The following is a 17,665-nucleotide window of genomic DNA, read 5'->3' on the forward strand; positions in this document are numbered from 1 at the left end:
CTTGGCTATACACAGACTCATGAAACACCATAGCGAGACTCAATCATCTGCACCTTCCTGAACGAGGGAAGGGCGGCTATGATGGGCCACGTTTTTTTGCTTACAACCTGGAGAATTCCATGAGCAGCGATCTTATCAAACACGTTAGCGATGCTAGCTTCGAGGCTGACGTACTCAAGGCCGAAGGCGCTGTACTGGTCGACTACTGGGCAGAGTGGTGCGGCCCTTGCAAAATGATCGCTCCGGTTCTGGACGAAATTGCCGAGACTTACAAAGGCAAGCTGACCGTTGCCAAGCTGAACATCGACGAGAACCAGGAAACCCCGGCCAAGCATGGCGTGCGTGGTATCCCGACTCTGATGCTGTTCAAGAACGGCAACGTTGAAGCGACCAAGGTCGGCGCCCTGTCGAAGTCGCAACTGGCTGCTTTCCTCGACGCCAACATCTAAGCGTCGCTGCAAGGTGTCCCGAAAAAGCCCCGCAAATAGCGGGGCTTTTTGCGTATTCAGGGCTAGACGCTCCCAAACTCAGGTGATACATTCGGCCCCGCACTGGTTTCTCCATTGCCCCCTGCAAGCCGTCGCCGACGCACTCCTTTTCGAATAAGTACGCGATCCTGTCGCCTTCTCCGCGGCGCGGCCTCATTAAGCCAAAAGCTTAATTTCCCCCCCCTCCATAAATGATTACGTCATTCCTATATGAATCTGACTGAACTCAAGCAAAAGCCGATTACCGAACTGCTCGAATTGGCCGAACAGATGGGCATAGAAAATATGGCCCGTTCGCGCAAGCAGGACGTGATTTTCTCCCTGCTCAAGAAGCACGCGAAAAGCGGTGAGGAAATCTCCGGTGATGGCGTGCTGGAGATTCTCCAGGACGGCTTCGGCTTCCTGCGCTCCGCTGACGCTTCCTATCTCGCAGGTCCAGACGATATCTACGTCTCGCCGAGCCAGATCCGTCGTTTCAACTTGCGCACCGGTGACACCATCGTTGGCAAGATCCGCCCTCCAAAGGAAGGCGAGCGTTATTTCGCGCTGCTCAAGGTCGACACCATCAACTTCGACCGTCCGGAAAACGCGAAGAACAAGATTCTTTTCGAAAACCTGACCCCGCTGTTCCCGACCGTGCGCATGAAGATGGAAGCCGGCAACGGTTCCACCGAAGACTTGACCGGTCGAGTCATCGACCTGTGCGCCCCGATCGGTAAAGGTCAGCGTGGTCTGATCGTTGCACCGCCGAAAGCGGGCAAGACGATCATGCTGCAGAACATTGCCGCGAACATCGCGCGTAACAACCCTGAAGTTCATCTGATCGTGCTGCTGATCGACGAACGTCCGGAAGAAGTAACCGAAATGCAGCGCACCGTGCGCGGCGAAGTGGTTGCCTCGACATTCGACGAGCCACCAACCCGCCACGTGCAGGTTGCCGAGATGGTGATCGAGAAGGCCAAGCGCCTGGTCGAGCACAAGAAAGACGTGGTGATCCTGCTCGACTCCATCACCCGTCTGGCCCGTGCCTACAACACCGTGATCCCGAGCTCCGGCAAAGTGCTCACCGGTGGTGTCGATGCCCACGCCCTGGAGAAACCGAAGCGTTTCTTCGGCGCCGCGCGGAATATCGAGGAAGGCGGCTCGCTGACCATCATCGCCACCGCACTGGTTGAAACCGGTTCGAAGATGGACGAAGTGATCTACGAGGAATTCAAAGGCACCGGCAACATGGAGCTGCCTCTGGATCGTCGCATCGCTGAAAAGCGTGTGTTCCCGGCCATCAACATCAACCGTTCCGGCACCCGCCGTGAAGAGTTGCTGACTGCCGATGACGAGCTGCAGCGCATGTGGATTTTGCGCAAGCTGCTGCATCCGATGGATGAAGTCGCTGCCATCGAGTTCCTGGTCGACAAGCTGAAAACGACCAAGACCAACGATGAGTTCTTCCTGTCGATGAAACGCAAGTAAATCGCGGAAGACTTGAAAAGCCGGGGAAACCCGGCTTTTTGTTATCTGATTTTTGATCTACTGCCAGTTCGTGGTTCTGAACCGAGGGGTTCGGCGCTAAACTGCCAGCCCCCCGAACGCCACGGCCAACATGAGGCTCACGCATGCAGTATCGCGACTTGCGCGACTTTATCAGCGGGCTGGAACAGCGCGGCGAACTAAAGCGCATCCAGATTCCGGTGTCCCCAGTGCTCGAAATGACCGAAGTCTGCGACCGCACCTTGCGCGCCAAGGGCCCGGCCTTGCTTTTCGAAAAGCCCACCGGCCATGACATCCCCGTGCTCGGCAACCTGTTCGGCACCCCCGAGCGGGTGGCGCTGGGCATGGGCGCCGAGGCGGTCAGCGAGCTGCGCGAAATCGGCAAGCTGCTGGCGTTCCTCAAGGAACCCGAGCCGCCGAAGGGCCTGAAAGACGCCTGGTCCAAGCTGCCGATCTTCCGCAAGATCATCTCGATGGCACCCAAGGTGGTCAAAGACGCGATCTGCCAGGAGGTGGTCATCGAAGGCGACGACGTTGACCTCGCGAAACTGCCGGTGCAGACCTGCTGGCCAGGCGACGTCGCGCCGCTGATCACCTGGGGCCTGACTGTCACCAAGGGGCCGAACAAGGACCGACAGAACCTCGGTATCTACCGTCAGCAGGTGATTGGCCGCAATAAAGTCATCATGCGCTGGCTGAGCCATCGTGGCGGTGCCCTGGATTACCGCGAGTGGTGCGAAAAGCATCCGGGCCAACCGTTCCCTGTTGCCGTTGCGCTGGGCGCCGACCCGGCAACCATTCTCGGTGCCGTGACCCCGGTTCCCGACAGCCTTTCCGAATACGCCTTCGCCGGCCTGTTGCGCGGCAATCGCACCGAGCTGGTGAAGTGCCGCGGCAACGACCTGCAAGTGCCGGCCACCGCCGAAATCATCCTCGAAGGCGTGATTCATCCCGGCGAGATGGCCGATGAAGGGCCGTATGGCGACCACACCGGTTACTACAACGAAGTCGACAGCTTCCCGGTATTCACCGTCGAGCGCATCACCCATCGGATCAAGCCGATCTACCACAGCACCTACACTGGCCGGCCGCCGGATGAACCGGCGATCCTCGGCGTGGCGTTGAACGAAGTGTTCGTGCCGATCCTGCAGAAGCAGTTCCCGGAGATCACCGATTTCTATCTGCCGCCTGAAGGTTGTTCGTACCGCATGGCTGTCGTGACCATGAAGAAGTCGTACCCGGGCCATGCCAAGCGGGTAATGCTGGGTGTCTGGTCGTTTTTGCGACAGTTCATGTACACCAAGTTCGTTATCGTCACCGACGACGATGTCAACGCCAGGGACTGGAACGACGTGATCTGGGCCATCACCACGCGCATGGACCCCAAGCGCGACACGGTGATGATCGAAAACACGCCGATCGACTACCTGGACTTCGCGTCGCCGGTGTCCGGCCTGGGTTCGAAAATGGGCCTCGATGCCACCCATAAATGGCCAGGCGAAACCACCCGCGAATGGGGCCGCGTCATCGTCAAGGACGACGCCGTGACCCAGCGGATCGATGCCATCTGGAATCAGTTAGGAATAGATTGATGCGTGTAACCTTGCAGCCCTCCGGAGCAGTGCTTGAGATATTGCCCGGCGAGCGGATTCTCGATGGCGCGCGACGGCTGGGCTACGAATGCCCGCAAAGCTGCCGCAACGGCAATTGCCACGTGTGCGCGGCGCTGCTGGTGGAAGGGCGGGTCGAGCAGGCCGGCGATGTGCGTGACCATGGCGAGTTCTACACTTGCATAGCGGAGCCGCTGGAAGACTGCATCGTGCTGTGGGATGGCGTGCTCGCGCTGGGAGAACTGCCGGTGCGCAGCGTGTCGTGTCAGGTCATTGAGTGCAAGGACGTGGGTGGCGACACCTGGCGCGTGCGTCTGCGCGCTCCGGCCGGCAAACCGCCGCGTTATCACGCCGGTCAGTACCTGATGATCGAGCGCGAGAACGGCGAAAAGTCCGCTTTCTCCCTGGCTTCGGCCCCGCATGCGGGGCGCGACCTTGAAATCCATGTCCTGGCGCGCGAATCCAGTGCGTTGAGCCTGATCGGACAGCTCCAGCGCAACAGCATGGTTCGGGTCGAATTGCCGTTTGGCGATACTCACCTGGAGGAGTTGCCGGACGGCCCTCTCGTGCTGATCGCCGCTGGCACCGGCATGGGCCAGATCCATGGCCTGATCGAACATTGCCGGGCCTCGGGTTTCAAACATCCGGTGCATCTGTATTGGGGGGTACGTCGTCCTGAGGATTTTTACCAGGTCGAGCATTGGGACGATTGGTTGAAGCTGCCCAATCTGTTCCTGCACAAAGTCGTCAGCGATCAATGTGGCTGGGAAGGGCGCCGCGGCATGTTGCATGAAGCGGTCTGTGAAGACTTCCCTGATCTCAAGCCCCTGCACGTATACGCCAGCGGCTCTCCGGCCATGGTCTATGGCACGCTGGACGCGCTGGTGGAAGCAGGGATGGACGCGCACCAGATGCGCGCCGACGTGTTTGCCTACGCACCACGCTCTTGAGCTGCCCCTCCATCCTGTAGGAGCGAGCATGCTCGTGATGCACTCAAGAGCGCTGCGGGCAGCCTGACTTACCGCGTAATCGTTAACGACCATCGCGAGCTTGCTCGCTCCTACAGGTTTATAACGCCCTATATAGCCCATCGGTATTTATAAAAATATATAAATGCCGATAGGTTATATCCCGTCCAGGCAACTATTTAAGAACTGTGCCACAACATTTAAATTGCCTTGAAACTTATGTGCCTTATTGTTACAGCCGTGCGTTCTATTAAGTAATTCTTCACCCTCGGGGAGCTGAACGCTATTCGCCATGAGCGCCATTGAATCTGCTTTTTTGAATCTGGCATACCCTCCGCGGCTCGATCTGGGGCCGCAGCTCACTCACGAACAATTGCTCAGCTCGATGCAGTCGACCATGGCCCGTCACAAGGGTGGGCCGGTATGGTTGTTTGCCTATGGTTCGTTGATCTGGCGCCCTGAATGCACGGCTGTTGAACGGGTTCGCGGCCGGGTGCATGGCTACCATCGCGGTCTGTACCTGTGGTCCCACGAACATCGCGGCACCCCGGAAATGCCCGGACTGGTGTTTGGCCTGGATCGCGGCGGCTCTTGCAGCGGTTTCGCCTATCGCCTGCCCGAGGAGCAACTCGAAGCCTCGCTGTACGCACTTTGGCAGCGCGAGATGCCATTTCCTTCGTATCGCCCGCACTGGCTCAACTGCCGGCTTGAAGATGGCAACCAGGTTCAGGCCTTGGGCTTCGTTCTGGAGCGACACCTGCCCAGTTATGCCGGCAACCTGCCGGACCATGTACTGAGTCATGTGTTCGAAAACGCTTGCGGGCGGTACGGCACTACTCGCGATTATGTCGAGCAGACCGCGCACGCCCTGCGCAGCCACGCCATGCCAGACCGGAATCTGGAGGCGCGGCTCAAGCGTTGTAAATCAAAGGCCGATCAAGCGAGCGCTTCGCGGCCCTGACTGGCGACTTGTTTGTGCCGTAGCGTCGGGGCAAGGAAGGCCATCGCCAGCAGGCAGGCGCCGACCAGCAGCACGAAACCGCCGTCCCAGCCGAAATGGTCCACGGTGTAGCCCATCGCTGCGCTGGCCGCGACCGAACCACCCAGGTAACCGAACAGCCCGGTAAAGCCCGCCGCCGTGCCGGCAGCTTTCTTCGGTGCCAACTCCAGTGCCTGCAGGCCGATCAGCATCACTGGGCCGTAGATCAGGAAGCCAATGGAAAGCAGCGCGATCATGTCCACCATTGGGTTGCCGGCAGGGTTGAGCCAATACACCAGCGTCGCGACCGTCACCAATGCCATGAACACCATGCCGGTCAGGCCGCGATTGCCACGGAAGATCTTGTCCGACATCCAGCCGCACAGCAGCGTGCCCGGAATACCCGCCCACTCGTAAAAGAAATACGCCCACGAGGTTTTATCCACAGTGAAACCCTTGGCTTCCTTGAGGTAGGTCGGCGCCCAGTCCAGCACGCCGTAGCGCAGCAGATAGACGAACACGTTGGCCAGGGCGATGTACCAGAGCATTTTGTTGCGCAGTACGTATTTGACGAAGATTTCCTTGGCGCTGAACTCCTCTTCGTGGCTGGCGTCGTAGCCTTCCGGGTAGTCGTTCTTGTACCGCTCGATCGGCGGCAGGCCAACGGATTGCGGGGTGTCGCGCATGGTCACAAAAGCGAACGCCGCAACCGCCAGCGCCACCGCGGCGGGCACGTAGAACGCCGCGTGCCAGTCATTGAACAGGCCCATGCCGATCAGGAACAGCGGGCCGATCAGGCCGCCGCCTACGTTGTGTGCCACGTTCCACACGGACACCACGCCGCCACGTTCCTTCTGCGACCACCAGTGCACCATGGTCCGGCCGCTCGGTGGCCAACCCATGCCCTGCGCCCAGCCGTTGATGAACAGCAGAATGAACATCATGGTCACGCTGGACGTCGCCCATGGCGCGAAACCGAAAATGAACATCACCCCAGCCGACACCAGCAGGCCAAATGGCAGAAAGACGCGTGGGTTGGAGCGGTCGGACACCAGGCCCATGAGGAACTTCGACAGGCCGTAGGCAATCGCGATGGCAGACATCGCCAGGCCCAACTGGCCACGGGAGTAGCCCTCATCGATCAGGTACGGCATGGCCAGGGAGAAGTTCTTGCGCAGCAGGTAGTAACCGGCATAGCCAATGAAGATGCCGGCGAAAATCTGCCAGCGCAGGCGCCGGTAAGTGCTGTCTATTTTTTCTTCAGGCAAGGGAGCCTGATGTGCGGCAGGACGAAAGAAAGCAAACATTAAAGAGCTCCAGATTTCTTGTTTTGACTGCGGATACGAATATTACAGTTTCGTTACCGAAAATAGCACCGATTCTCATCGGCAAAACAGCGGAAATGTTGGATATCGCGCGCTCCTTTATGAACATGTCGCTCAAGTGCAAGTGAGGGGCATTGTAGGAAGCGTTACCTGTTTGGCTGGCAGGCGCTTGATGGACCTGAAATAGGGCAGGTCTTTAGGAAAGGTCCTTCATTTAAACCGGAAGTCATGGCGTTATGCCGAATGATTCGGCGCTTTAACCTTTGTTCTGTTGCCAGGTCTGGCGTTGCAGGCGAAGGGAGAGGGATATGCGGTGGTGGGTTTGCGTGTTTTTGTTGATGGTGTCCGTGGATGTCAGGGCCGGGGAAGTCTTCCTGATACCCGAGAATAATCCCAAGCCGGTTTATCCAGTGGCGCTTTACCGCGCCGGTGTTATCGGCAAGGTACGTGTCAGCCTGACCGTGCAGGCCGATGGTTCCGTCAGCAAGGTTGTCATTTTGGAGGATGCGCATCCCGAACTCGGTGAGGCGTCAGTGGCAGCCGTCAGTCAATGGCGGTTCAAGCCATGGAAGATTACCGAGGACCAGCCTGCGCAAGTCAGCGTGATCGCACCCATGGATTTCAGGCTGGACAGTGAACATCCCTTCCATGTGAACAAGGAGTTGGAGCGGCTGAAATGCAGTGCTATCGCACGGGCGTCGTTGAACATCGCCACTTCCTCGTGGGTAGACCTGCCGGTTTTCAGATGGACTCGCAGTTATCTGACCCACTCGCTTTCGCCGACTCAATTGCCGGAGGAGAAACGTTTGGCGCTGATTGCCAAGCTCAATGCCAGCGCTCATTCGATCGTGCAGCGCTGTAATGTGCATCCGGCGAGCCGGTACGTGCATTTTTTGCCGGAGGAGATTCGGGTGTTGCTTTGACGGCAAAAAAAGAGCGCGGCTCGATGGCCGCGCTTTTTTGCAGATAGAGCTTTAGCGAACCTGTACCACCACTTTCCCCACCGCTTTACGCTGGCCAAGATCATTGATCGCCTGCGCCGCATTGCCCAGCGGATAGACCTGTGACACCAGCGGCTTCAACTTGCCTTCGGCAAACCATCCAAACAGTTGCTGGAAGTTCGCCGCGTTGTCTTGCGGTTGGCGTTGGGCGAAGGAGCCCCAGAACACGCCGAGTACCGCCGCGCCTTTGAGCAGTGCCAGGTTCACCGGCAATTCGGGAATGCGCCCACTGGCGAAGCCGACCACCAGCAGACGGCCGTTCCAGGCGATGGCGCGGATGGCCTGGTCGAACAGGTCGCCGCCGACCGGGTCGTAGATCACGTCAGCGCCCTGGCCGTCGGTCAGGCGCTTGATTTCGTCTTTCAGGCTGCTCTCGCTGTAGTTGATCAGCTCATCGGCACCGGCGGCCTTGGCCACGGCGAGTTTTTCCGCGCTGCTGGCAGCGGCAATCACACGGGCTCCCATGGCCTTGCCGATTTCCACCGCGGCCAGGCCGACACCGCCGGAGGCGCCAAGGACCAGCAGGGTTTCGCCCGGCTGCAGGTTGCCGCGTTGCTTGAGGGCATGCATCGAGGTGCCATAGGTCATGCTGAAGGCGGCGGCGGTGTTGAAGTCCATGGACGGCGGAATCGGCAACACGTTGTAGCCTGGCACGGCAACCTGTTCGGCAAAGCTGCCCCAGCCGGTCAGGGCCATGACCCGGTCACCGACTTTCAAGTGGCTGACCTTTTCGCCCACGGCGCTGACCACGCCTGAGGCTTCGCCACCCGGAGAAAACGGGAAGGGCGGCTTGAACTGGTACTTGCCCTCGATGATCAGCGTGTCGGGGAAGTTGACCCCGGCGGCGTGCACGTCCAGCAGGATTTCATTCTTCTTCGCGACAGGGCTGGCGATGTCTTCCAGCACCAGCGATTCGGCAGGGCCGAAGGCTTTGCACAGCACGGCTTTCATCAGGGCTATTCCTTTGGGAGTGATGGCCGATAAGTGTAGGTGTGTGAATTGACGGGTCAACGAGCATGCCTGGCCCTGATAGTCAGCCATAAGCTTGTGCTGGCGTGGTGGGTCGCTATGCTAGGCCGCAAACCGGATAAGGAGCGAATTGTGAAAGCGTGGATCATGTTGTTGCTGGCCCTGTCTCTGCCTGTTGCAGCGGTGGGCGAAGAAGCGAAAGAGGGTGAAGCTGCGCCAAAGGTCAACTACATCACCTTGAGCCCGCCTTTCGTGGGTAACTACGGGCTGGACGGCACGCCCAAGCTCAAGGTCTACAAGGCGGATGTGGCGTTGCGGGTGACCGGTGACGAGGCGGCCAAGGCAGTAAAGGCCAATGAACCTTTGATCCGCAATCAATTGGTCGCGCTGTTCGCCCAGCAGTCTACCGAGACGATGAACAACGTCGAAGCCAAGGAAAAGCTGCGTCATGAAGCCCTGAAGCAGACCCAGCAGGTGATGAACGATGAAACCGGAAAGCCGGTGGTCGAGGATCTGCTGTTCAACAACCTGATCATTCAGTAAGTCTTTTGCTGTTCTTGCGGGCCTCATCGCGAGCAGGCTCGCTCCTACTGGGGATCGTCAGAGAATGGAGATCCCCTGTAGGAGCGAGCCTGCTCGCGATAGCATTCTGAACGACGGTGCAAATCTTACGGCTTGAGTGCAATCAACGCCGCCCACTGCTCGGGGGTAACCGGCATCACCGATAACCGCGAACCTTTCTGCACCAGCGGCAACTCGGCCAGCGCCGTCTGCTGCTTCAGGTAGTCCAGCTTCAGCACCCGGGCAAAGGTCTCGACATGAGCGACATCGATCGCACTCCAGGCGTTTTTGTCCGGGGTAGCCTTCGGGTCGAAATAATGGCTTTCTGGCTCGAGTGCCGTCGGGTCCGGATACGCGGCTTCGACTATTTTGCCGATGCCGGCGATGCCCGGCTCAGGGCAACTGGAGTGATAGAAAAAGAACTCGTCCCCCACCGCCATGGCTCGCAGGAAATTGCGTGCCTGATAGTTGCGAACCCCGTCCCAGCGCGCTTTGCCGAGCTTTTGCAGCCCGTTGATCGAGAGCTCGTCGGGCTCGGATTTCATCAGCCAATAGGCCATGTCTTGTGCTCCTTGCGTGGTGATTGAGCAGCCTGTCGGCGATTTTATGACAAACCGACAGTCGGTTGACGTCAGCATTTGCGCAGCGGTTCACGTTGTCGCAAAATGCCGGCCTTTAAAGATTGACGCTGCTGCACGGCCTGCAAATGGAAACCGCTGCTGTCATCGTGTTGATATGCCTTTGGGGGGCAATCGATGAAACGCAAACCGGACTTACTATGGATTTTGGTCATTTTGTTTGGCCTTGGCGTCGTGACCACTGGCTATGCCCAAAGCCTGTGGGCCAACAAGACCGATGCACCGGTCGAGCTAGCCCAATTGCAGCAACAGTCGACCGCCTTCAAGCGCTGATCCTGTTGCCTCGGCGCCACTGATCGACGTGGCGCCTAGCCTGCGTAATACCAGGCCTTGTCTGTCACCGTTCCTTGCAGCGGCACATCCCAGCTCGCCTGAGCCAATCGCTCGACCTTCTGACATTCATGGGCCAGCCCCAACAGCGTCGGCTTGCGCCAGTCATTTCGTCGCGCCAGGTAGGCCAGGCTTCGATCATAGAAACCACCGCCCATCCCCAGGCGTCCGCCGACATCGTCAAAACCCACCAATGGCAACAACACCAGGTCCAGTGCCCAGATCTTGCGTTGCCGGGCGAGGTTGGCCCGTGGTTCGAGAATGCGGAAACGATTGGGTTTGAGTTTTTCCCCGGGACGGATGCGCTGGAACACCATTTTGGTTCGCGGCCAGGCGCTCAGGACCGGCAGGTAGGTGGCCTTGCCCCGGCGTTGTGCGGCACGCAGCAACAGGCGCGGATCGATTTCACCGTCGGTCGGCAGATAGAGTGAGATGTGTTTGGCGCGGCGGAACAGCGGTCGCTGGGCCAGTTGCTTGTACAGCCCACAAGCGGCCTGGCGTTGCTGACTGGAGGTCAGTGCGCGGCGGGCCTTGCGCAGCATGCGTCGAAGTTGCGGGCGGGGGAGCAGCGCAGGTTCGGTCATGGATTCGGGCTTCAGCAGTGCGGATACATGAAGCGTACCCGTAAAAACGCCAATGCCGGTATCAAAACCGGCATTGGACTGGAATCAGGCTCCCCGAATGTGTCGCTGTCGACTTAGCCCTTGAACCCGAAAGTTCAAGGTGGAAGATGCAGTAGGCTTTAAGGCTTTCCGTCTAGCGGACATGCACACCAGCCCAACGTGCAACCTCCAGGGTATAGCAAATCGGCTCAGGGACATCGCCAACTGGCAAACACCCCAGGGAGTGAGGGGAGTATACCGCAAGCGACGATGCGAATCAGCCTTTGGTGACGTCCGGATCGGTGGCGAGCACCAGATCGACGCGATCGAGCAGGTCGCGCACCTGTTCGCGGGTCGAACCGCTGGCCTGAATATCCGGGCGTTCTTCCTTGTGCAGCAGATCGTGGGTGATGTTCAGCGCAGCCATCACGGCGATACGGTCGGCGCCGATGACTTTGCCGCTGCTGCGAATCTCGCGCATCTTGCCGTCGAGATAACGGGCGGCACTGACCAGATTACTGCGCTCTTCCTGAGGGCAGATGATCGAATACTCTTTGTCGAGGATCTGCACGGTGACGCTATTGCTTGAACTCATGAGTCTTGCTCCAGGGCCTTGAGGCGCGAAATCATCGATTCGACCTTACGCCGGGCGATTTCGTTTTTTTCAATGAGGTGCGCGCGTTCCTCGCGCCAGGTCTTTTCCTGAGCTAATAAGAGTGCGTTTTGACTCTTAAGTTGCTCGACTCGGGTAATCAGCAATTCGAGTCTGGCCATCAGCGCTTGCAGGTCGGTGTCTTCCATTGTCTTCACTGTCTGATGGGTGTCGGACTGTAGGAGCGGGTGCCCGCTTGCGGCATGCTCGCGATGAACCCGAGAACGCTGCCGGGTGTCAGCGACCCAGTGTTATCGTTGGCGACCATCGCGAGCGTGCTCGCTCCTACAGGGGTAGTCGATGTAGGATACAAGGCCTTCATTCTAGACATAGCGCCGTCCGGCGCCTAGCTGCCCATGACCATTCAGAAATCCCCGTACCATGCCTTCGCCACCCTGCTGACTTCCAGCGGCCACAACGTCTCGCCTGCCGAACTGCACGGCCTGCTGCTCGGCCGTAGCTGCGCCGGTGCCGGTTTCGATGCCGAAGGCTGGCTGATCGACGCCGCCGAACTGCTCGAGAACGAGCCCGAGGACAACGTTCGCAGCGCCCTGATAGGCCTGCAGGAAATGGTCAAGGGCGAGCTCACCGGCGATGACGTGACCGTCGTTCTGCTGTTGCCTGCCGACGACACCCCGCTCACCGAGCGTGCCGCCGCGCTGGGCCAATGGTGCCAGGGTTTCCTCAGCGGTTTCGGCCTGAACTGCCGTGACAGCAGTGCACTGAGCAACGAAGCCAGCGAAGTGCTGCAGGATCTGGCGGCGATTTCCCAGGTGCAAGACGCTCTGGAAGAGTCCGACGATGGTGAAAACGACTACATGGAAGTCATGGAGTACGTGCGCATCGCACCGCTGCTGCTGTTCTCCGAGACCAAACAGCCGCCAGCACCGGCTGCCAAACCGTCGCTGCACTAATCGTTTGCCAGGGAACGCCATCTGCCCATGATCCACATCCCGAAATCGGAATACGGCCGCCGCCGCAAGGCCTTGATGGCGCAGATGGAACCCAACAGCATCGCCATCCTGCCCGCCGCTGCCGTGGCCATTCGTAACCGCGACGTCGAGCACGTCTACCGCCAGGACAGCGACTTTCAGTACCTCAGCGGTTTTCCCGAGCCCCAGGCCGTACTGGTGTTGATGCCGGGGCGCGTGCATGGCGAATACATTCTGTTCTGCCGTGAACGCAACGCCGAGCGCGAGCTGTGGGACGGCCTGCGTGCCGGTCAGGAAGGCGCGATCCGCGATTTCGGTGCCGACGACGCCTTTCCGATAACCGATATCGACGACATCCTGCCGGGCCTGATCGAAGGTCGTGACCGGGTGTATTCGGCCATGGGCAGCAATCCCGAATTCGACCGCCACCTGATGGAATGGATCAACGTGATCCGCTCCAAGGCCAACCTCGGTGCCCAGCCGCCGAACGAATTCGTTGCCCTGGATCATCTGCTGCACGACATGCGCCTGTATAAATCGGCGGCAGAAGTGAAAGTGATGCGCGAGGCTGCACGGATTTCCGCCCAGGCGCATGTACGGGCAATGCAGGCCTGCCGCGCCGGGTTGCACGAATTCAGCCTGGAAGCCGAGCTCGATTACGAGTTCCGCAAGGGCGGGGCGAAGATGCCGGCCTATGGCTCGATCGTCGCCGCGGGGCGCAACAGTTGCATCCTGCATTACCAGCAGAATGACGCGGTGCTCAAGGACGGTGATCTGGTGCTGATCGACGCGGGGTGCGAGATCGACTGCTACGCCAGCGACATCACTCGGACCTTTCCGGTCAGCGGCAAGTATTCAGCGGAACAGAAAGCGATTTACGAGTTGGTGCTGGCTGCCCAGGAAGCCGCCTTTGCCGAAATCGCCCCTAACAAGCACTGGAATCAGGCGCACGAAGCGACGGTCCGGGTCATCACGGCCGGGCTGGTCAAGCTGGGGCTGCTCCAGGGCGACATCGACGAACTGATCGCCGGCGAAGCCTACAAAGCGTTTTACATGCACCGCGCCGGTCATTGGCTGGGCATGGATGTGCATGATGTCGGCGAGTACAAGGTCGGCGGCGAGTGGCGCGTGCTGGAAGTCGGCATGGCGCTGACCGTGGAGCCGGGAATCTACATCGCCCCGGACAACCAGAATGTGGCGAAGAAATGGCGCGGCATTGGCGTGCGCATCGAGGACGACGTAGTGGTCACCAAAACCGGCTGTGAAGTATTGACGGGCGGCGTGCCGAAAACCGTCGCCGAGATCGAGGCCCTGATGGCCGCTGCACGGACACGAGCGGCATGAGTCGAGTCAATCTGGCGATCATCGGTGGCGGGCTGGTCGGTGCAAGCCTGGCCCTTGCGCTGCAGGCCGGGGCCAAGGCCCGAGGCTGGAAAATCGTGCTGATCGAGCCGTTCGCCCCGGGGGATACCTATCAACCGAGCTACGATGCCCGTTCTTCGGCGTTGTCTTTCGGCTCGCGGCAGATTTATCAACGGTTGGGCATCTGGCAGGAAGTCTCCCGCCGCGCCGAGCCGATCAAGCAGATTCATGTTTCCGACCGTGGGCGTTTCTCGACGGCTCGGTTGTCGGCGATGGAAGAGGGTGTTCCGGCGCTGGGTTATGTCGTTGAAAACGCCTGGCTCGGCCAATGCCTGTGGCAAGGCCTGGACAAGGACGTGATCAGTTGGCGTTGCCCGGCGGAAGTCACCCGCATGGAGCCGCTGACCGATGGCTATCGCCTGACCCTCAACGATGAAACCACCCTGGAATGCGACCTCGCGGTACTCGCCGACGGTGGCCGTTCCGGCCTGCGCGAGCAACTGGGGATTGGCATCCGCAAGCGTCCGTACAACCAGAGCGCGCTGATCGCCAACATCAGCCCGAGTGAAGCCCACAATGGCATGGCCTTCGAACGTTTCACCGACGAAGGCCCGATGGCGTTGCTGCCGCTGCCGGAAAACCGCTGCGCGTTGGTCTGGACCCGCCTGGGCATGGATGCTCAACGCCTGGCGGCCCTGGATGAGCGCAGCTTTCTCGGCGAGTTGCAGGGTGTGTTCGGTTATCGCCTTGGCACCTTGAAACAGGTGGGGGCGCGGCATCTATACCCGTTGACGCTGGTCGAGGCCGAAGAGCAGGTGCGTCCGCATCTGGCGGTACTCGGCAACGCGGCGCACAGCCTGCACCCGATTGCCGGCCAGGGGTTCAACCTGTCCCTGCGCGATGCCCAGGCCCTGGCCGATGCCCTGCTCGCCAGCGAAAAACCCTTGGGCGATTTCGCCACGTTGCAGGCCTACCGCGAACGCCAGCGTCTCGATCAGAGCCTCACCGTAGGCTTCTCCGATCAGGTCACCCGCCTGTTCGGCAGCACTCAGCCGCTGGTGTCCCTGGGGCGCAACATCGGCTTGCTCGGACTGGATCTGCTGCCACCGGCCAAGCGCTGGTTCGCCCGGCAGGCGATGGGGCTGGGAACGCGACCGGATGCGTGACTGGCTGATTCGCCGGTTCACCATTGACGACACCTTGCTCGACGCGCCGGCCGCGCGGGCCGGGAAAACCCTTTACATGCGGCTCAAACCGCAAGAGAGACAGGCTTAAAGCATGGAAATGCGCGCAGATCTGCTGATTGTCGGGGCCGGAATGGTCGGCAGCGCCCTGGCGCTGGCGTTGCAGGGCAGCGGACTGGAAGTCCTGCTGCTGGACGGCAGCCCCATGAGCGTCAAACCCTTCAATGCCCAGGCTACGTTCGAACCGCGGGTGAGTGCCTTGTCGGCCGCCAGCCAGCGGATTCTCGAGCGCCTTGGCGTGTGGGACGGCATCGCCGGGCGCCGTAGCAGCCCCTATACCGACATGCAGGTGTGGGATGGCAGCGGCACCGGGCAAATCCATTTTTCGGCGACCAGCGTGCATGCCGAGGCGCTGGGGCATATCGTCGAAAACCGCGTGGTCCAGGATGCCTTGCTCGAGCGCCTGCACGACTGTGACCTGGGGTTGCTGGCCAATGCACGGCTGGAACAGATGCGCCGCTCCGGCGATGACTGGCTGCTGACATTGGCCGATGGCCGCACCCTGCGCGCTCCACTGGTGATCGCGGCGGATGGCGCCAACTCGGCGGTGCGACGCCTGGCTGGGGTCGCGACCCGGGAATGGGATTATCTGCACCATGCCATCGTCACCAGTGTGCGTTGCGCCAAACCCCATCAAATGACGGCCTGGCAGCGCTTCACCGACAACGGTCCGCTGGCGTTTCTGCCCCTTGAACGCGACGGCCAGCAGGATTGGTGTTCTATCGTCTGGTCGACCACACCCGGCGAAGCCGAACGCCTGATGGCGATGGATGAGCAGGGTTTCTGCAAGGAACTGGAGCGCGCCTTCGAGGGGCGACTCGGTGAAGTACTGAGCGCCGACCCGCGCCTGTGCGTACCCCTGCGCCAGCGGCATGCCAAGCGTTATGTCGCTGAAGGCCTGGCGTTGATCGGCGACGCCGCCCACACCATTCACCCGTTGGCCGGGCAGGGTGTGAATCTCGGATTCCTCGATGCCGCCGTGCTGGCCGAAGTGTTGCTACAAGCGGCAACCCGTGGCGAACGCCTGGCGGATGTGAAAGTTCTCAGCCGTTACGAGCGTCGGCGCATGCCCCACAACCTTGCGCTGATGGCGGCGATGGAAGGGTTCGAGCGGTTGTTCCAGGCCGATCCATTGCCGGTGCGCTGGTTGCGCAACACCGGGTTGAAAATGGTCGAGAAGATGCCCGAGGCCAAGGCGTTGTTCGTGCGTGAAGCGCTGGGGTTGACCGGGGACTTGCCGGCGCTGGCCAAGCCCTGAGTTTTCTGTTGAGGCTGATGGCCTCTTCGCGAGCAGGCTCGCTCCCACCCTGTAACGCATTTCAAATGTGGGAGCGAGCCTGCTCGCGAATACGGCGGCGCATTCGCCCTTTATTTCTGCTGGTGCAACATCTGGTAACTCCTCCACAGCCAGCTTCGATTGAGAAGGCAAATGTGAGTCCTTATCATTTGGCCTCATTTTTTCAATCGAGGGACCGCTCCCATGTTGGCACCGAAGCGTCTACTGACCGCACTGGCCTTGACCCTGATCGGCAGCACCGCCGCCCAGGCTGCTGACGAAGTGGTGGTCTACTCCTCGCGAATCGACGAGCTGATCAAGCCGGTGTTCGATGCCTACACCGCCAAGACCGGCGTGAAGGTGAAGTTCATCACCGACAAGGAAGCGCCGCTGATGCAGCGGCTCAAGGCCGAGGGCGCGAATACGCCGGCCGACCTTCTGCTCACCGTCGATGCCGGCAACCTCTGGCAAGCCGAGCAGATGGGTATCCTCCAGCCATTCACCTCGAAAACCATCGACGCCAACATTCCGCTGCAATACCGGGCCGCCTCCCATGCCTGGACCGGCCTGAGCCTGCGGGCGCGGACCATTGCCTACTCCACTGACCGGGTGAAACCGGGGGAGCTGACCACATACGAAGCGCTGGCCGACAAGCAATGGGAAGGCCGCCTGTGCCTGCGTTCCGCGAAGAAGGTCTACAACCAGTCCTTGACCGCGACCATGATCGAAGTGCATGGCGCCGACAAGACCGAGGACATCCTCAAGGGCTGGGTCAAGAACCTCTCCACCGACGTGTTCTCCGATGACACCGCCGTACTGGAAGCGATCAACGCCGGCCAGTGCGATGTGGGTATCGTCAATACCTACTACTACGGTCGCCTGCACAAGCAGAAGCCGGATCTGCCGGTGAAGTTGTTCTGGCCGAACCAGGTCGACCGCGGTGTGCATATCAACCTGTCGGGCATCGGCCTGACCAGGAATGCACCGCACCCGGAAGCGGCCAAGGCCCTGATGGAGTGGATGACCACTCCCGAAGCGCAGAAAATCTTTGCCGACGTAAACCAGGAGTTCCCGGCGAACCCCGCGGTTCAGCCATCCGAAGAAGTGGCGGCCTGGGGCAAATTCATCGCCGACACCTTGCCGGTGGAAATTGCCGGCAAGCGTCAGGCCGAAGCGATTCGCCTGATGGACAAGGCTGGCTGGAACTGAGTTGCCCGATGCACAGCGCCCCGCCTATGCG

General features: G+C 60.2%; 19 protein-coding genes and 1 other RNA gene. 13 read left to right on the plus strand and 7 right to left on the minus strand.

Annotated features, from left to right (window positions below; translation table 11 throughout):
• Positions 1 to 119: 119 nt before the first annotated feature.
• The 5 genes from trxA (at position 120) to CAG47_RS04650 (ending at position 5,515) form a co-directional block, all read left to right on the plus strand.
• Entirely contained in the window at positions 120 to 449 is a 330-nt protein-coding gene (gene trxA / locus CAG47_RS04625; RefSeq protein WP_003206727.1) for a thioredoxin TrxA, read from the plus strand.
• 249 nt (positions 450 to 698) lie between these two features.
• Positions 699 to 1,958 (plus strand): transcription termination factor Rho, encoded by a 1,260-nt coding sequence (gene rho / locus CAG47_RS04635; RefSeq protein ID WP_003206716.1) that lies wholly within the window; start codon positions 699 to 701, stop codon positions 1,956 to 1,958.
• Between the two features lie 143 nt (positions 1,959 to 2,101).
• Positions 2,102 to 3,568 (plus strand): 4-hydroxy-3-polyprenylbenzoate decarboxylase, encoded by a 1,467-nt coding sequence (gene ubiD / locus CAG47_RS04640; RefSeq protein ID WP_085723758.1) that lies wholly within the window; start codon positions 2,102 to 2,104, stop codon positions 3,566 to 3,568.
• Positions 3,568 to 4,536, plus strand: coding sequence for a CDP-6-deoxy-delta-3,4-glucoseen reductase (locus tag CAG47_RS04645; protein WP_085723759.1), 969 nt, complete (start codon positions 3,568 to 3,570; stop codon positions 4,534 to 4,536). The genes ubiD and CAG47_RS04645 overlap by 1 nt, the downstream gene beginning before the upstream one ends.
• A 310-nt stretch (positions 4,537 to 4,846) precedes the next feature.
• Positions 4,847 to 5,515 carry a gamma-glutamylcyclotransferase gene (locus tag CAG47_RS04650; protein WP_085723760.1) on the plus strand — a complete coding sequence of 223 codons (669 nt, stop codon included), beginning with the start codon at positions 4,847 to 4,849 and terminating at the stop codon, positions 5,513 to 5,515.
• On the opposite strand, the gene glpT is transcribed toward CAG47_RS04650, so the two are convergent.
• Complete coding sequence (gene glpT, locus CAG47_RS04655) at positions 5,491 to 6,840, minus strand: glycerol-3-phosphate transporter (protein WP_085723761.1); 1,350 nt, start codon at positions 6,838 to 6,840, stop codon at positions 5,491 to 5,493. The genes CAG47_RS04650 and glpT overlap by 25 nt on opposite strands.
• 326 nt (positions 6,841 to 7,166) lie before the next feature.
• On the opposite strand from glpT, the gene CAG47_RS04660 reads away from it, so the two are divergent.
• Positions 7,167 to 7,781, plus strand: coding sequence for an energy transducer TonB (locus CAG47_RS04660; protein WP_085723762.1), 615 nt, complete (start codon positions 7,167 to 7,169; stop codon positions 7,779 to 7,781).
• A 51-nt stretch (positions 7,782 to 7,832) separates the two neighbouring features.
• Here CAG47_RS04660 and CAG47_RS04665 read toward each other — a convergent pair whose 3' ends face one another.
• The gene (locus CAG47_RS04665) at positions 7,833 to 8,810 is read right to left on the minus strand and encodes an NADPH:quinone oxidoreductase family protein (RefSeq protein ID WP_085723763.1); all 978 of its coding nucleotides are present in this window, start codon (positions 8,808 to 8,810) and stop codon (positions 7,833 to 7,835) included.
• Between the two features lie 150 nt (positions 8,811 to 8,960).
• Between CAG47_RS04665 and CAG47_RS04670 the strand changes: the two genes are divergently transcribed.
• Entirely contained in the window at positions 8,961 to 9,371 is a 411-nt protein-coding gene (locus CAG47_RS04670) for a flagellar basal body-associated protein FliL (protein WP_085723764.1), read from the plus strand.
• Between the two features lie 125 nt (positions 9,372 to 9,496).
• Here CAG47_RS04670 and CAG47_RS04675 read toward each other — a convergent pair whose 3' ends face one another.
• A complete protein-coding gene (locus tag CAG47_RS04675; RefSeq protein ID WP_085723765.1) occupies positions 9,497 to 9,949 on the minus strand; it encodes an EVE domain-containing protein in 453 nt (150 codons plus the stop codon).
• A gap of 195 nt (positions 9,950 to 10,144) precedes the next feature.
• On the opposite strand from CAG47_RS04675, the gene CAG47_RS28640 reads away from it, so the two are divergent.
• Positions 10,145 to 10,300: a hypothetical protein gene (locus CAG47_RS28640; protein ID WP_007982896.1), complete on the plus strand. Its 156-nt coding sequence runs from the start codon at positions 10,145 to 10,147 to the stop codon at positions 10,298 to 10,300.
• Between the two features lie 35 nt (positions 10,301 to 10,335).
• Here CAG47_RS28640 and CAG47_RS04680 read toward each other — a convergent pair whose 3' ends face one another.
• From CAG47_RS04680 to CAG47_RS04695, 4 genes are all read right to left on the minus strand, one after another.
• Complete coding sequence (locus CAG47_RS04680) at positions 10,336 to 10,941, minus strand: 5-formyltetrahydrofolate cyclo-ligase (RefSeq protein WP_085723766.1); 606 nt, start codon at positions 10,939 to 10,941, stop codon at positions 10,336 to 10,338.
• 86 nt (positions 10,942 to 11,027) lie between these two features.
• Positions 11,028 to 11,206, minus strand: a non-coding RNA gene (gene ssrS, locus CAG47_RS04685) — 6S RNA.
• A gap of 30 nt (positions 11,207 to 11,236) precedes the next feature.
• Positions 11,237 to 11,554, minus strand: a complete 318-nt coding sequence (locus tag CAG47_RS04690) for a cell division protein ZapA (RefSeq protein ID WP_008055229.1) — start codon at positions 11,552 to 11,554, stop codon at positions 11,237 to 11,239.
• Positions 11,551 to 11,760, minus strand: coding sequence for a TIGR02449 family protein (locus tag CAG47_RS04695; protein WP_007940359.1), 210 nt, complete (start codon positions 11,758 to 11,760; stop codon positions 11,551 to 11,553). Before CAG47_RS04695 ends, CAG47_RS04690 begins: the two co-directional genes overlap by 4 nt.
• A gap of 207 nt (positions 11,761 to 11,967) precedes the next feature.
• Between CAG47_RS04695 and CAG47_RS04700 the strand changes: the two genes are divergently transcribed.
• The 5 genes from CAG47_RS04700 to CAG47_RS04720 all read left to right on the plus strand — a co-directional run bounded on the left by CAG47_RS04700 (position 11,968) and on the right by CAG47_RS04720 (position 17,634).
• Positions 11,968 to 12,525, plus strand: a complete 558-nt coding sequence (locus tag CAG47_RS04700) for a YecA family protein (RefSeq protein ID WP_085723767.1) — start codon at positions 11,968 to 11,970, stop codon at positions 12,523 to 12,525.
• Between the two features lie 27 nt (positions 12,526 to 12,552).
• The gene (gene pepP / locus CAG47_RS04705) at positions 12,553 to 13,887 is read left to right on the plus strand and encodes a Xaa-Pro aminopeptidase (protein WP_085723768.1); all 1,335 of its coding nucleotides are present in this window, start codon (positions 12,553 to 12,555) and stop codon (positions 13,885 to 13,887) included.
• A complete protein-coding gene (gene ubiH, locus CAG47_RS04710; RefSeq protein ID WP_085723769.1) occupies positions 13,884 to 15,071 on the plus strand; it encodes a 2-octaprenyl-6-methoxyphenyl hydroxylase in 1,188 nt (395 codons plus the stop codon). The genes pepP and ubiH overlap by 4 nt, the downstream gene beginning before the upstream one ends.
• Before the next feature lie 118 nt (positions 15,072 to 15,189).
• Positions 15,190 to 16,407: a 2-octaprenyl-3-methyl-6-methoxy-1,4-benzoquinol hydroxylase gene (locus tag CAG47_RS04715; RefSeq protein WP_177408915.1), complete on the plus strand. Its 1,218-nt coding sequence runs from the start codon at positions 15,190 to 15,192 to the stop codon at positions 16,405 to 16,407.
• Between the two features lie 222 nt (positions 16,408 to 16,629).
• Positions 16,630 to 17,634, plus strand: a complete 1,005-nt coding sequence (locus CAG47_RS04720) for an extracellular solute-binding protein (protein WP_085723771.1) — start codon at positions 16,630 to 16,632, stop codon at positions 17,632 to 17,634.
• The last annotated feature ends 31 nt before the right edge of the window (positions 17,635 to 17,665 follow it).

This window comes from Pseudomonas sp. R37(2017), assembly GCF_002113375.1.
Classification (GTDB): domain Bacteria; phylum Pseudomonadota; class Gammaproteobacteria; order Pseudomonadales; family Pseudomonadaceae; genus Aquipseudomonas.

Bases quoted from the DNA above. Each gene is read 5' to 3' on its own strand.
- trxA (WP_003206727.1), top strand. From the start codon at position 120: ATGAGCAGCGATCTTATCAAACACGTTAGCGATGCTAGCTTCGAGGCT.
- rho (WP_003206716.1), top strand. From the start codon at position 699: ATGAATCTGACTGAACTCAAGCAAAAGCCGATTACCGAACTGCTCGAA.
- ubiD (WP_085723758.1), top strand. From the start codon at position 2,102: ATGCAGTATCGCGACTTGCGCGACTTTATCAGCGGGCTGGAACAGCGC.
- CAG47_RS04645 (WP_085723759.1), top strand. From the start codon at position 3,568: ATGCGTGTAACCTTGCAGCCCTCCGGAGCAGTGCTTGAGATATTGCCC.
- CAG47_RS04650 (WP_085723760.1), top strand. From the start codon at position 4,847: ATGAGCGCCATTGAATCTGCTTTTTTGAATCTGGCATACCCTCCGCGG.
- glpT (WP_085723761.1), bottom strand. From the start codon at position 6,840: ATGTTTGCTTTCTTTCGTCCTGCCGCACATCAGGCTCCCTTGCCTGAA.
- CAG47_RS04660 (WP_085723762.1), top strand. From the start codon at position 7,167: ATGCGGTGGTGGGTTTGCGTGTTTTTGTTGATGGTGTCCGTGGATGTC.
- CAG47_RS04665 (WP_085723763.1), bottom strand. From the start codon at position 8,810: ATGAAAGCCGTGCTGTGCAAAGCCTTCGGCCCTGCCGAATCGCTGGTG.
- CAG47_RS04675 (WP_085723765.1), bottom strand. From the start codon at position 9,949: ATGGCCTATTGGCTGATGAAATCCGAGCCCGACGAGCTCTCGATCAAC.
- CAG47_RS28640 (WP_007982896.1), top strand. From the start codon at position 10,145: ATGAAACGCAAACCGGACTTACTATGGATTTTGGTCATTTTGTTTGGC.
- CAG47_RS04680 (WP_085723766.1), bottom strand. From the start codon at position 10,941: ATGACCGAACCTGCGCTGCTCCCCCGCCCGCAACTTCGACGCATGCTG.
- CAG47_RS04690 (WP_008055229.1), bottom strand. From the start codon at position 11,554: ATGAGTTCAAGCAATAGCGTCACCGTGCAGATCCTCGACAAAGAGTAT.
- CAG47_RS04695 (WP_007940359.1), bottom strand. From the start codon at position 11,760: ATGGAAGACACCGACCTGCAAGCGCTGATGGCCAGACTCGAATTGCTG.
- CAG47_RS04700 (WP_085723767.1), top strand. From the start codon at position 11,968: ATGACCATTCAGAAATCCCCGTACCATGCCTTCGCCACCCTGCTGACT.
- pepP (WP_085723768.1), top strand. From the start codon at position 12,553: ATGATCCACATCCCGAAATCGGAATACGGCCGCCGCCGCAAGGCCTTG.
- ubiH (WP_085723769.1), top strand. From the start codon at position 13,884: ATGAGTCGAGTCAATCTGGCGATCATCGGTGGCGGGCTGGTCGGTGCA.
- CAG47_RS04715 (WP_177408915.1), top strand. From the start codon at position 15,190: ATGCGCGCAGATCTGCTGATTGTCGGGGCCGGAATGGTCGGCAGCGCC.
- CAG47_RS04720 (WP_085723771.1), top strand. From the start codon at position 16,630: ATGTTGGCACCGAAGCGTCTACTGACCGCACTGGCCTTGACCCTGATC.